The 13,414-nt window shown below is 59.5% G+C and carries 13 protein-coding genes; 4 read left to right on the forward strand and 9 right to left on the reverse strand.

Annotated elements, in window-relative coordinates:
• Window positions 1-105 precede the first annotated feature (105 nt).
• From AB5Y90_RS06835 to yciA, 3 genes are all read left to right on the forward strand, one after another.
• Window positions 106-1,053 carry an IS30-like element ISAs2 family transposase gene (locus AB5Y90_RS06835; RefSeq protein ID WP_019706001.1) on the forward strand — a complete coding sequence of 316 codons (948 nt, stop codon included), beginning with the start codon at window positions 106-108 and terminating at the stop codon, window positions 1,051-1,053.
• Window positions 1,054-1,191: 138 nt separating this feature from the next.
• Window positions 1,192-2,040 carry an NAD-dependent epimerase/dehydratase family protein gene (locus AB5Y90_RS06840; RefSeq protein WP_307896867.1) on the forward strand — a complete coding sequence of 283 codons (849 nt, stop codon included), beginning with the start codon at window positions 1,192-1,194 and terminating at the stop codon, window positions 2,038-2,040.
• A 59-nt stretch (window positions 2,041-2,099) separates the two neighbouring features.
• On the forward strand, window positions 2,100-2,504 hold the full coding sequence (gene yciA, locus AB5Y90_RS06845) for an acyl-CoA thioester hydrolase YciA (protein WP_033113469.1): 405 nt from the start codon (window positions 2,100-2,102) through the stop codon (window positions 2,502-2,504).
• Here yciA and AB5Y90_RS06850 read toward each other — a convergent pair whose 3' ends face one another.
• A complete protein-coding gene (locus AB5Y90_RS06850) occupies window positions 2,505-2,729 on the reverse strand; it encodes a hypothetical protein (RefSeq protein ID WP_005344394.1) in 225 nt (74 codons plus the stop codon).
• Between the two features lie 107 nt (window positions 2,730-2,836).
• Between AB5Y90_RS06850 and AB5Y90_RS06855 the strand changes: the two genes are divergently transcribed.
• Complete coding sequence (locus tag AB5Y90_RS06855) at window positions 2,837-3,682, forward strand: endonuclease/exonuclease/phosphatase family protein (protein ID WP_005337873.1); 846 nt, start codon at window positions 2,837-2,839, stop codon at window positions 3,680-3,682.
• 106 nt (window positions 3,683-3,788) lie between these two features.
• Here the strand turns inward: AB5Y90_RS06855 and AB5Y90_RS06860 are convergent, their stop codons facing one another.
• The 8 genes from AB5Y90_RS06860 to AB5Y90_RS06895 all read right to left on the reverse strand — a co-directional run bounded on the left by AB5Y90_RS06860 (window position 3,789) and on the right by AB5Y90_RS06895 (window position 13,257).
• Window positions 3,789-4,085: a GrxA family glutaredoxin gene (locus AB5Y90_RS06860; protein ID WP_223849348.1), complete on the reverse strand. Its 297-nt coding sequence runs from the start codon at window positions 4,083-4,085 to the stop codon at window positions 3,789-3,791.
• Between the two features lie 94 nt (window positions 4,086-4,179).
• A complete protein-coding gene (gene dacB, locus AB5Y90_RS06865; protein WP_005350510.1) occupies window positions 4,180-5,619 on the reverse strand; it encodes a D-alanyl-D-alanine carboxypeptidase/D-alanyl-D-alanine-endopeptidase in 1,440 nt (479 codons plus the stop codon).
• Between the two features lie 112 nt (window positions 5,620-5,731).
• Window positions 5,732-7,492, reverse strand: a complete 1,761-nt coding sequence (locus AB5Y90_RS06870; protein WP_257124648.1) for a DEAD/DEAH box helicase — start codon at window positions 7,490-7,492, stop codon at window positions 5,732-5,734.
• 115 nt (window positions 7,493-7,607) lie between these two features.
• On the reverse strand, window positions 7,608-8,645 hold the full coding sequence (locus tag AB5Y90_RS06875) for an HlyD family secretion protein (protein WP_075115488.1): 1,038 nt from the start codon (window positions 8,643-8,645) through the stop codon (window positions 7,608-7,610).
• 3 nt (window positions 8,646-8,648) lie between these two features.
• Window positions 8,649-8,987, reverse strand: a complete 339-nt coding sequence (locus AB5Y90_RS06880) for a DUF3302 domain-containing protein (protein WP_257124649.1) — start codon at window positions 8,985-8,987, stop codon at window positions 8,649-8,651.
• Window positions 8,988-9,323: 336 nt separating this feature from the next.
• Complete coding sequence (locus AB5Y90_RS06885; protein WP_005350521.1) at window positions 9,324-10,745, reverse strand: carbon starvation protein A; 1,422 nt, start codon at window positions 10,743-10,745, stop codon at window positions 9,324-9,326.
• Between the two features lie 140 nt (window positions 10,746-10,885).
• Window positions 10,886-11,590, reverse strand: coding sequence for a two-component system response regulator BtsR (btsR, locus tag AB5Y90_RS06890; protein ID WP_216979111.1), 705 nt, complete (start codon window positions 11,588-11,590; stop codon window positions 10,886-10,888).
• Window positions 11,587-13,257 carry a sensor histidine kinase gene (locus AB5Y90_RS06895; protein WP_216954170.1) on the reverse strand — a complete coding sequence of 557 codons (1,671 nt, stop codon included), beginning with the start codon at window positions 13,255-13,257 and terminating at the stop codon, window positions 11,587-11,589. The genes btsR and AB5Y90_RS06895 overlap by 4 nt, the downstream gene beginning before the upstream one ends.
• Between the last annotated feature and the right edge of the window lie 157 nt (window positions 13,258-13,414).

Raw genomic sequence — 13,414 nt, forward strand, 5'->3', positions numbered from 1 at the left:
CGGGAATTCAGATAATAAGTGCGACACTCATGGATGAATGGCGAGAGGTGGCCAACTGCTGATTGGTGGTACCCTTCTGCTCGCCAAAGTAAAAGCAGTATCACCATGAGCTATCAGCAGTTGACCGAGGGGCAACGATACCAGTTATCGGTGCTTCGCGCACAGGGGATGTCCATCCTTGCCACCGCACGCGCCATTGGCGTTCATCGCTCCACCCTCTACCGGGAGCTGCGTCGTAACGCCGGGCCGCAGGGCTACCAGCCAGACAATGCGCATCAGCACGCCACCCACCGACGGGCCAGTGCGGCCAAATCTCGGCTATCTGCCGATGTCATCCAGTTTGTCGAGCTGACACTCGCCTGGTGGTGGAGCCCGGAGCAGATAAGCGCGGTGGGCAAGCAGATAGGCCTCATGGTGAGTCACGAGTGGATATACCGCCATGTGGCCGCCGACAAAGCCCGGGGTGGCCAGTTGTACCGCCATCTGCGCCAGGGCCACAAGCGCTACCGCAAGGGGGCGAGCAGCCTGCGTTCTCCCATCAAGGAAGCCCGCTCTATTGATGAACGGCCGGCTATCGTCGATAGCCGGGAGCGGCTCGGTGATTGGGAGGCGGACACGGTGCTGGGCAAGCAAGGCACAGGTGCACTGGTCACCCTGGTGGAGCGCAAGAGCCGGCTCTATCTGGTCAAGCGGGTCGCGAGCAAACAGGCTGGGGTGGTGCGGGATGCGATAATCGAGATGTTAACGCCCTACATCGAGCAGGTGCATACCATCACCTTTGACAACGGCGGCGAGTTTGCCGAACACAAGGCGATAGAGGAAGCGCTGGGTGCCGAGACTTACTTTGCGCACCCTTACTCTTCGTGGGAGCGCGGTCTGAACGAGAACAGCAATGGGCTGTTGAGGCAGTTTATCCCAAAGGGAACAGACCTGAGAGAGGTCACGGACGAGGATGTCAGGAGAGCGGAGCAGTGGCTCAACCTACGACCTCGGAAATGTCTCGGATTCAGGCAGCCTGTCAAGGTATTCGAAGAGTACCGTCAGGCGGCATAGGCGAGTGTCGCACTTCGAAGTTGAATTCGCGTTCAACTGGTTGGAGGCATTGGCTTTTTAAGTTCAGTAGAGAGGCTTCCCTTTTATACTGTGGCAGGTAAGCTGCGGGGCAAATAGCGTCAAGCAGGAGAAGGGATGATGACAGAACAACATATCGCCGGGACGATCGGCATTCTGGGGGCGGGGTGGCTGGGGCTGCCGCTGGCGCGAGCCCTGTTGGCGGCTGGCAAGCAGGTGGCGGTGACGGTCAGCAGCGCCGAAAAAGCGGCCCGTCTGCAGGGGGAGGGGATCAATGCCTATCCGCTGACCATCTCTGCCAACATGGGCTCTGCCGAGATGTCCGTTGCTGATCAACAAGAGTCGTGGCCCATCCCCTGCGAATCGTTGGTTATCTGCGTACCGCCCAGCAAGACCGATGACTACCCGCAGGCGGTGGCAAAGGCCTGCGCGTTGGCCAAAGCGAATGGCACCCGGCGGGTGCTGTTTGTCAGCGCTACCTCGGTATGGGGCGCGGGGCAGCAGGAGGGTGAAGAGCCCCAACCGCGCCATGCCCGTGGCGGGCGGATGCTGGCGGCGGAGCAGGCGGTGCTGGCGGCCGGTTTCGAGACGGTGATGATAGTGCGCCCCTCCGGCCTTTATGGCCCGGATCGCCATCCCGGCCGTTTCCTCGCGGGCAAGACCCTGGATGGCGGCGCCCAGTCGGTCAATCTGGTCCATCTGGACGATGTGGTGGCGGCTTGCATGTTGCTGCTGGAACGGGGCAAGGACGGGGATGTTTTCAACCTGAGCGCGCCTGTGCATCCGCGCCGCGAGCAGTTTTACCCCTTTGCGGCGCGCCAGCAGGGGTTGCCTGTGCCGGTCTTTATCGAGCCTGCCGGTGAATTTCAGCCCATCGACGGTCAGCTGATTTGCCAGCAGATGGGATTCAACTATCGCTGGCCCGATCCGGCCCACTGGTTTGCCGAGCTCGCCGCCTCGGGCAATTGAGGTTTGCCAAGGGGGTGATCGCCCCCTATCATGCCGCCATCCATGAGAGAGAGGCGGTAATGATGGTAGATACAAAACGTCACCCCGATGGGGAGTTGTTGCTGAGAACCCTGGCAATGCCAGCCGATACCAACCCCAATGGCGACATTTTTGGTGGCTGGATCATGTCCCAGATGGATATAGGTGGGGGCATTATGGCCAAGGAGCTGGCAAAAGGACGTATTTGTACCGTATCCGTCGAAGGCATGACGTTTCACAGTCCGGTCAAGGTGGGCGATGTGGTCTGCTGCTACGGCCGCTGCATGAAGATCGGCCGCAGTTCCATGAAGCTCAAGCTGGAGGTGTGGGTCAAGCCGGTACTGCGGGAAAACGATGCCCAGCGTTACTGCGTGACCGAGGGGATCTTCACCTATGTCGCCATCGACGAACATGGCAAATCCCGCCCGGTTCCGGTGAGTGCCTGATTAAATCAGCCGGGCATTGATGATGGATATTTCCTGCTCAAGCCCGGTTTTTTGCCGTATCATGCGTTCCAGCATCTCTTCCGAGCCCACATATTGCAGGGTGTCGAACAGGCAGAGATCGCATTGAGGGTCCCGTCTTATCTGATAGACGGTGGACAGCTCCACTTGATGACAATTTCCTTGTTGATCATAAAACGTCACGTTGTACCGAAGTTCTTTCGCCATGAGACAAGTTCCTTCTGGTTGGGTGGAACAGGGACTATCAGCTTAGTCGGCGTGGATGACGTTTGTGATGGTCGCAACAAAAAGCAAAGGCGGGCGGTTGTTAGCCAATGAAAAATAGTTATCGCATTCTTGGCACCTCCCTGCTGACCCTGGGGTTGGTAGGCTGTTTTGAGGTGCCGGATCAGAACCATCTGGTCACAGCTCAAGGGATTGTGCCGGGACTCGACTGCCAGCGTCCGCCGCTGGTAGCGTTGGCGACCACGGCGCTGCCCCGTGAATTCGGGGTGACGGTGTGGAATCTCTACAAGGGCCAGCGCAAGAACTGGCGCGAAGGGATGGACAGTTATGCCAAGGGGCAGGATCTGGTGCTGCTGCAAGAGTCGGCCACCCGTCCCGATATGCTCGACTGGCTGCGCGCCGGTGATTTCCAGTGGCAACAGCTGCAAGCCTTCACCCAGGGCGGCGTGTCGTTCGGGGTGATGACGGTGGCCAAGACCCCGCAGGCGTTCGTCTGTGGCGTGCGCTCCCCCGAACCTTTGCTGCGCATCCCCAAATCCGGGCTGGTGAGCCTCTATCCACTGCAGGGCGATCCCGACGGCGTGATGGTCATCAATATCCATGCGGTCAATTTCGAGCTGGGGATGGCCACCTTCCGCGAGCAGCTCAACGATCTGACTGCCTTGGTGCGCCGCCATCAGGGGCCGGTGATCCTGGCCGGTGATTTCAATACCTGGAGCGACAAGCGCCAGTTCTGGCTGAACAAACTGGTGGACGAGCTGGGTCTGCAAGAGGCCGTGCCGGTGCCTGATCTGCGCCGCACCGCCTTCGGTCGCCCGCTGGATCACCTCTACTACCGCAATCTGGATCTGGTCGAGGTGAGTTCACCGGCCACCGACAGCTCGGATCACAACCCCATCATTGCGCGCTTTGCCGCCCAGTCGGTGACCCCCTGATCGGGGATGATGTGCGCGTGTTGCCCATAAAAAAATCCGGCGCCTGATAGCGCCGGATTTTTTTATACGATCTGGCGGTCAACCCGCTCGGGATGACCCGCTGGCATTACTGGTAGAGACCCAGATTCGCTTTGGCATAGGCTTCGAAATCGGTGCAGCCACCGATGTGCTGCTCGTCCAGGAAGATCTGCGGCACGGTATTGACCGGCTTGCCGGCGCTCTTGGCCAGATCTTCTTTGGTGATGCCTTCGGCATGGATATCCACGTAGCGGAATTTGAAGTCATCGCGCTGTTCGGTCAGCTGCTCGGCGATCTGTACGGCACGGACACAGTAGGGGCAACCCGGGCGACCAAAAATCACTGCAAACATATTTTCTCTCCGTTTTTTAAGCCGTTTATGTATGGCCGTTGATATGAGGCAGGCAACAGCATAGCCCTGCCTCGTGGCGACTTGAAGCCGAAATTATCGATACCCTGATTCGAGTGGGCCTATTGGATCAGCTCTCATCGGCGATCTGGATCGGCTGCTGCTGATAGATGCTCTCCAGCACCCCCTTCTCGAACACAGTCCAGGGCCACGGCGCCTTGCTGGCACGGTAGCGCTCATGGGTGGCCGGATCTTGGGACAGGCCACGCTGGAACATCACAAACGCCTTGCGCTGGCCGCCCGCAGTGTCGATAAAGCCCACCAGGTTGGAAGTGCCGGTGATGGTGCCGGTCTTGGCGTGGACCTTGTTCTTCATCATGGGGGCGGTGACGCTGCGGCGCCACGCCAGGGTGCCATCCACCTGAGAGCTTGGCAGCAGCTTGATCAGGCCAAGCTCGGCATCATTTTTCTGGATGAAGTTCAGCACCGACATCATCTGACGGGCGCTGATGAGATTGTGAGCGGAAAGACCGGAGCCGTCTGCCAGAGTGGCATTGCCCAGATCGATGCCGTTCTTGGTCAGGATGGCGCGCACCGCCATGGTGCCGCTGCGATAGCTGCCCGGCTTGTTGTAGTAGTGACGGCCCACGGTTTTGAGGAAGGTATCGGCGTAGAGGTTGTCCGATTTCTTCAGCATCTTGGCGAGCATCACCGGCAGGGAGACCGAGTAGTGGGTGCCGAGGGTCTCTGCCCCTTCAGGGGCCTTGTGGGTGACCCGCAGCAGGCCATCATGCTTGATACCGGCCCGGTTCATCGCCCAGCGGATGTTGTCCCAGCCCCAGGCTTCCACGTCGTGGATGGCGAAACGCAGCCCCTGCGGCTCCTTGTTCGGGGTGATACAGCCCTTGAGCTCGTAGAAGTTGCCCTTGGCCATGTCCACTTCCAGTGCGCAGAACTGGCGCGCCATGTCGCCATAGCTCATCACCTCCACGTTGTCGGCACCGATGCCGATGGGGACGCCGGTGGCCACGTTGCCGACCGCCGGTTTGCCAATCTGGGTGGCAGTGATGGTGCCGTAGGCGCAGTTCTTGTCGATGATGACCGAGGAGACAGGAGCGGCGAAGCAGAGGGTCTGATCCCCCCACGACCAGCCGTTGCCGCGCTCGTAGCCGTTGTAGGCGCCGGTGTTGACGTAGACATTGCCCTTGATGCTGGTGACGCCGAGCTGCTTGAACAGGGCCAGCAGATCCATGCGGGAGAGGGTGGGGTCGCCGACGAAGTTGATCCAGATATCGCCGTTGATGGTGTCACCCTGTTTGGCACCGGGTTGGGCCTGAATGTCGGTGGCGAAGCGGAAGTCGGCACCCAGCTCGAGGCGGGCCGCCAGCGCGGTGAGCACCTTCATGGTGGAGGCGGGGGCGATCATCTGATCCGCGTGGCGGGCAAACTCGACGCCGTTATTGCCCTGCACCATGATGGCGTACTGGCCACCCTGAGGGGGCGTCAGCGGGGCGGCATGAGCCGCCAGAGAAGAAAAGAGAGCACAAAAACCAATCAACAGCCGCTGCATAACATCCTCTAACGTGACGAAGGGCCCGGCAGTGGTGCCGACCCTGATAATTCAACCAGCCGATGCGGGATCGACGGGATAACGCAATTCATGCCATGTATGCCGGTCGCCATCATGCCAGCGAGTTGGCGGTACGATAGCGACCCTCATAATCAAAAATTTTCTCTTTTATCTGCCAGAAGCGACCCGATTTGCGGGCGATGACAAAATCCGGATGACGGAACTGGCTTTGCGCGGCCAGCACGCTCGCCAGGGTGGCAAATTCGGGCTCCAGCCCCGGGGCGGGCCAATGATGACGCACAAAGTGCTGTTGAAACAAGCGCCGTGCGCCCGGGGAGTGAAATCCGAAGTATTCGCTGAGGGTCAACCCATCCTCATCGTGATAGGTCACCTCCAGCCGCTCCCCCTGTTTGCCGCGCCCGGCTGTGAGGGTTAGCCCCGCGCAGCGGATCACCATGCAATCCTTGAGATTGAGCGCCTCTTTAAGCTTGTCGTCAGGGTCCACCAGCAGCTGATCGCAGCTCTGGCAGCTGCGGGCGGCGATGTCGTTCTCCGCACCGCAGCCGGGGCAGATCTTGGCGCGAAAGCGGTAGTCACACTCTTCGCGGTTGCCCTCATCATCTTCAAACAGCCCCTGACAGCGGCGGCCGTAGTGCTCGATCACCTTGCCATCCTCGTCGGTCTTGCCCCAGAAGGTGTTGGCAAAACCGCAGGCGGGGCAGGGCACCTGTACCGGCTCGGTACCGGCGTGGGGGCGAGGCTCCCCCACTTCGGGGGCGAACAGGTTGAAGTTGTTGCCCGCATAGTCGAGTACCAGACAATCGCTCTTGCCCGGCGAGAGACGCAGGCCCCGCCCCACAATCTGCTGATAGAGGGAGACCGACTCGGTGGGCCTGAGCATTACGATAAGATCGACATGGGGGGCATCGAAGCCGGTGGTGAGCACCGCCACGTTGACCAGAAACTTGAGCTCCCGCGCCTTGAAGGCGCTGATGAGGGCATCGCGCTCCGGCCCCGGCGTTTCGCCGGTGATAAGGGCTGCCTGCTGGCCTCGGGCGCCAAGCAGGCCGTGAATTTCACGGGCGTGTTCGACGGTGGCGGCGAAGATCATCACCCCCTGCCGGTCGGCGGCATACTCCAGCACCTGGCTCAGGATATGGGGGGTAACCCGCTCCTGGCGCTTGAGCTCGCCGTTGAGATCCGCCTCGCTGAAGAGGCCGTTCTCCCTCGCCACCAGCTTGCTGAAGTCGTAGTGGACTATGGGGGCATCCACCATGCGCGGCGGCGTCAGGTAGCCGTTTTTGACCATAAAACGCAAGGGCAGCTCGAACACGCAGTCGCCAAACAGCCGTTCGCCGTGGCTCTTGACCATGCCGTGATAGTGGCGCCGGTAGATCCAGCCCAGCCCGAGCCGATAGGGAGTGGCGGTGAGGCCGAGGATCTTGAGGGCCGGATTGGCGGCCTTGAGGTGGTCGATCACCTGATGGTACTGGCTGTCATCATCGAGCGAGACCCGATGGCACTCATCGATGATCAGCAGCGAAAACGCTCCGTCAAAGGCATCCAGATTGCGGGCAACCGACTGCACCGAGCCGAACACCACCTGGGCGCTCGCCTCCTTGCGATCCAGGCCGGCAGCGAAAATATCGGCCTTGAGCCCCCACGCCTCGTATTTAGCGTGGTTCTGCTCCACCAGCTCCTTGACGTGGGCCAGCACCAGCACCCGACCGCGCGCTTTGCGGGCCAGCTCGGCGATCACCAGACTCTTGCCGGCCCCGGTGGGCAGCACCACCACGGCGGGATCCGGGTGTTTGCGAAAGTGGCTGATAACGGCGTTGACGGCGTCGGTCTGATAGGGTCTGAGAACGAACATGCAGGCTTGGGTATGTCGATGTGGGGTGGTGCAAGATGGCGCCATTATAGGGTGCTTGCCGTCACAAAAACAGCGGGCCGGCATGATGCCGGCCCGCAGGGTGCTTGGGTGCTGATCAATGGAACGGGAAGATGTAGTTCATCCAGCTTGCCATGCGCAGCAGCACTTTGCGCATCACAGATACATGGTGGAAGTAGTGGGTATAGATGGCAGCCTGCCCGCTGGAGCCTGCAATTACCTGATACTTGGCCCACTCGGGGTCGGTGATGGAGATAACCACCGGCAGACGACCCGGGCGCACCGCAGTGGTTTGATCCAGCAGACCGGCGTTGGCCTGCACGTTACCGGCGGCAATGGCCGGAACCACGGCTGTCACCTTGCCTTTGAAGATCTTGCCGGGTACGCCATCGATCACCACTTCGGCCTCATCGCCCACCGCCAGTCTCTGCATGCTGTTCTGCCAGAACCAGCCGACGTAGGCGGTGTCATCCTTGTGGATGAAGGTCATCACCGGACGATACATGAAGGGGGTGGCGATCATGCCGGGGCGTAGGGCCAATTGCACCACATGGCCATCGCTCGGGGCATAGACCACGGTTTGTGACTGCTGGTACTTGGCTTCCATCAGCTGGGCCTGCAGATCGTTCAGGGTGGCTTTCTGCTGGTCAATCTGGGCCACGATGTCGTCCACGTTGGCTTGGGTGACGTCGAGGTCGCGCTGCTTGCCCACGCCACGGCGCATCAGGTCGCTGGCGCGATCCCGATCCAGCCTGGCGGAGCGCAGTCTCGCCTCGATGGACTTGAGGTGTTCGCGGTTGGATTCGACCCGTGCGGTGAGGCTCTCCACTTTCAGGCGGAACGGCTCGTCATCGATGCGAAACAGCACATCCCCTTTTTTCACCGGCTGGTTGGCCTGTACCGGCACCTCAACCACCCGGCCCTTGACCAGCGGCACTATGGGGGTGGAGACGTAGTAGTTGCGCGCCATCTCGGAGTAGGGGTGGTTGTAGTTCATCAGCATGATCAGGGTGCCGATGAGCAGCACGCCGCCCAGTGCTGCTGTGGGGACGGTCCACTTGTTGAGCGGGATGCGGAAGATTTTGAAGATGGCGACACACAGTGCCGTGTAGGTCAGGATCAGTAGCAGGTCCATGGTTTATCCCTGTTGCTCACTCTGTTCGATAGTGTTGATACGGCTCTTCAGATCCGCCAACTCCTGCTTGAGGGCCGCCAGCTCCTCTTCATCTTCTTGCAGCCGCTGGCTAAAGCCCCAGCCGCGATCCGGCCGATAGAGGGTTGCCCAGATCCAGAGGAAGGGCCACAGCACGTGCAGGGTAAACAGGCTGACCCAACCTGCCACATGAATGGCATCCTGATGAGGGTGATTCCGATGTTTGGCAATCTCGTAAGGAATATCGTGGATAACGATGACGCCATAAAAAATGACCAGCCCGACAAAGACGAGCAGACCAAGGGCAAAATAATCAAGGGCCATTTATAACCTCCACTGGCATGACGCACAGCTTAATCATGGGTTCCAACAAGCACTAAAGCAATTAAGAATCACACATTTATCGTCAGTTTGCCCGGAATCTTAAGGAAGGTGCGAATAAGTCATATGGCACGAGAGCATTTACTGGTAACCCATTGATATTAAATGACTAAAATTTTCATTTTTTGTTCGTGGGATACTTGTTCGCACTTTCCTTAAAGCTATTCGCTGTATTGAAGCTGAAGCCGTTCGACAGTTGTCTTATTAGTCTTTTTGTCATTAAAAAAGGCGCCATCAGGCGCCTTTTTTGTGCTGCTTTCGCTGCATTTTTTGCTGTTTTTACCCTTCGCTGGTACTGCTGACCAGCGGCTGGCGGAACTTCATCAGGAAGGCCACGGTAATGGCCGCCGTTGCAGTCAGGCCGATGATGGTGGAGGTCCCCATCTCCAGCCCGAATCCGATGGGGGCGTTGGCCAGATAGGTGATCACCACAGCAGTCATGAACATGGCGGGAATGGTGCAGATCCAGTGCAGCTTGCCCTCTTTGATGAGGTAGGCAGCCGCAGCCCACAGCATGATGACGGCGGTGGTCTGGTTGGCCCAGCCGAAGTAGCGCCAGATCACCCCGAATTCAGCCTTGGAGATGATAAAACCAAGGATAAACATGGGGATGGCAATCAGCAGACGCTTGGCCAGCGGTTTCTGGGTCATCTTCAGGAAGTCCGCCACGATCAGGCGAGCACTGCGAAATGCGGTGTCGCCCGAGGTGATAGGCAGGATCACCACACCGAGAATGGCCAGAATGCCGCCCACGGTGCCGAGCAGGCTGGTGGAGACTTCGTGTACCACGGCTGCCGGGCCGCCGTTGGCCATAGTAGCGTTGAGCGCTTCGGTGCTGTCGTAGAAGGAGAGACCCAGGGTGCACCAGATAAGGGCGATGATCCCTTCACCGATCATTGCACCGTAGAAAATGAAGCGGCCGGATTTTTCGTTCTGCATGCAGCGCGCCATCAGTGGTGACTGGGTGGCGTGGAAGCCGGATACCGCGCCACAGGCGATGGTGATGAAGAGCAGCGGCCAGAGCGGCAGTTCGGTCGGGTGCAGGTTGGAGAAGTCCATCCCGGTGTTGTAGAAGCCTTTGCCGGAGGCGATCAGGCCAACGATGAGGCCGACCGACATGAAGACCAGCAGGGCGCCGAAGATGGGATAGAAGCGACCGATGATCTTGTCGATGGGGACAATGGTCGCGAGGATGTAGTAGGCAAAGATTGCCACAATCCAGTAGACCAGATCGGTGGAGGTGAGGTTGGCCAAGAGGCCCGCCGGGCTCAGCACGAATACCACGCCCACCAGCATCAGCAGCACCACGGCAAACAGGTTCATGAAGTGCTTGGCGGCGGTGCCCAGATGCTCACCGACCACGGTTGGCACCGAGGCCCCCTTGGCGCGTACCGACAGCATGCCGGAGAAGTAGTCATGTACCGCACCGGCGAAGATGCAGCCAAAGACGATCCACAGCATGGCGACCGGGCCGTAGAGGGCACCCAGGATCGGGCCGAAGATGGGGCCGACGCCTGCGATGTTGAGCAGTTGAACCAGATAGACTTTCTTGTCCGACATGGGGACATAGTCCACCCCGTCAGCCATGGTGATGGCGGGGGTTTTCAGCTCGGGTTTCGGGCTGAATATCCGTTCGATGAATTTGCCGTATATGAAGTAGCCGGCCACAAGTAAGCCGACACAGAGGAAGAACCAGATCATTGCTACGCTCCTGCATTGTTATTTTTTAGTGTGCAGAGCGAGTCTAAAACGGTTGCGCCTGACTGGCAGGTGAAATTCCCCGAGCGGCGCTTTGGCGCGCCGAGCGGTCGGCGGCTGTGATCAGGCGCACACTCCGCGGCTCAGTCCAGCCCCAGCTGATCTTTGAGCTCCTTGAGATAGCGACGACTGACCGGCACCCGGGCGCCGCTCGGGGTGACAATCTCTGCCAGCTGGTTATCCAGCAGCTGGATCTCGAAGATGGCGTTGGGGGAGACCAGATACTGGCGGTGGCAGCGCAGCAGCGGGCTCTTTTCTTCCAGCGATTTGAGGGTGAGCTGGGTGTGGAACAGCTCGCCCTGACAGGCCACATGGACCCCGCCCAGATCGGAGAAGGCATACTCCACCTGCGCGATGGGCAGCAGCCTGACCCGATTGTGCAGATAGCCCGGAATATGTTCGATAGTCGGGGCCAGCCGCTCGATGGGCTGCGGGGAGATATCCTGCTTGAGGCGAGCGAGGGTCTTGGCGAGCCGGGCGGGCTCCACCGGCTTGAGCAGGTAGTCGAAGGCGTTCTCTTCAAAGGCCTGAATGGCATATTCGTCAAAGGCGGTGACAAAGACGATGCGGGGCAGGGGGTCGAGCATGGCGACCAGCTCCATGCCGCTCAGCTTGGGCATCTGGATATCGAGGAACACCACGTCGGGCTTGAGGCGCTGAATAAGCGGCAGCGCCTCGATGGCGTTGGCCGCTTCCCCCACGATCTCGATGGCAGGATCGCAGGCCAGCTGCTGCCTCAGCTCTTCGCGGGCATAGTGTTCGTCATCGACTATCAGAGTGCGGATCATGGTTGCTCCTTGGGGATGGTGAACGACACCCGGGTCCACTGTTCCGGCTCGCACGCAATAGTCACGCCATAGCGCTCGCCAAAGGCGCTTTTCAGTCGCCGGTCTACGATGGTCATGCCCAGACCGTCGCCAGCGGGATGTGCTTGCCAGGTGCCTGCATTATCTTCCACATGGATGGTGACGCTGGTGGGATGCTCATCGGTCCAGAGGCGAATACGCCCCTGCTCCAGCAGAGTCGAGATGCCGTGCTTGATGGCATTCTCGATCAACGGTTGCAGGGTGAAGCTGGGCAGTCGCAGTGTGGCCAGATGGGGCGGGATCTCGTTTATCACCGTCAGCCGATCGCCAAAACGGGCCAGCTCGATCTCCAGATAGGATTGGCAGTGCTCCTGCTCCTCCTGCAGAGTCGCAAGGCCGCTCTGGCGTTTGAGGTTCTTGCGAAAGAACAGCGACAGATGCAGCAGCAGATCCCGCGCCTTGTCCGGATCGCGCCGGGTGATGGCACTGATGGTGTTGAGGGTGTTGAACAGAAAGTGGGGGTTGATCTGGGCTTGGATCAGCTTGAGTTCGGACTGCACCAGCAGCCGCTGATGCTGCTCCAGCCGACCGGCCAGCAACTGCTGTGACAGCAGGTTGGCAATCCCTTCCCCCAGGGTGTGGTTGATCTTGAGAAACAGCCGCTTCTTCGGCTCGTAGAGCTTGATGGTGCCGATCACCCCCTTGTCCCCCTGCAGCGGGATCACCAGCACCGAGCCCAGCTGGCAGGCGGAGGAGAGGCTGCACCGATAGGGCTGGCTGTTGCCATCGGCAAACAGCACCTTGTTCTGGGCGATGGCCTGCATGGTGATGGCTGACGCGATGGGGGTGCCCGGCAGATGGTGATCTTCGCCGGTGCCGATAAAGGCGAGGATCTGCTCGGTGTCCGTGATGGCGACCGCCCCAACGCCGGTCTCCTCCTGAATGATGCGGGCAATCTTGTTGCTTGCCTGTGGGGTAAAGCCCTGACTCATGATCCCCACTGTACGGTTGGCGATATTGAGCGCCTTGGCGGAGAAGACCCGGGAGAACTTCTCATACATCCGCTGCTGGTCGCGGATCATGCTGATAAAGAGCGCCGCGCCACAGGAGTTGGCCAGAATCATCGGGGTGGCGATGGTGCGTACCAACAGCAGGGATTTGTCGAACGGGGTCGCCACCAGCAGGATGATGACCATCTGCATGATCTCGGCATAGAGAGTGGTAAAGAAGGCGATGCGTGGTTCAAACAGGGCATCCGTTCGCCCCGAGCGCATCAGTCGCCAGTGCACTATGCCCCCGAGCAACCCCTCGCAGGTGGTGGAGATGGCGCAGGCGAGATCGGTAAATCCCCCCAGCGTATAGCGGTGCAGACCGCCGGTCAGCCCCACCAGAAAGCCCACCAGCGGTCCCCCCAATAATCCCCCCAAGACGGCGCCGACCGCCCGGGTGTTGGCGATGGCATCGTCGATATCGAGGCCCACATAGGTTCCGAGGATGCAAAAACATGAAAATATTATGTATATCAGTACCTTGTGAGGAATCCTCACTGAATAGTTGGCAAGCGGGCGAAGCAGCGGGCTTTTCGAGAAGAGATAGGCGATCACCAGGCTGACGCTCATCTGCTGTAACAAAGAGAGAACCAACTGCATAAAAAACGCGCCTCATCAGCCAGCCTAAAAAACAACCAGCCCGTGAATAAGTGTGATCAAGATCTTGTTCGGTTGGCCCTGCGGGTCGCAACGGACCGCCAGTTTGCCAGAACAAATGGATAAAACTACATTAAATCAGCATGTTAAATTGATATTT

Origin of the sequence: Aeromonas sp. R4-1, assembly GCF_040908325.1 — a bacterium.
Lineage (GTDB): Bacteria > Pseudomonadota > Gammaproteobacteria > Enterobacterales > Aeromonadaceae > Aeromonas > Aeromonas veronii.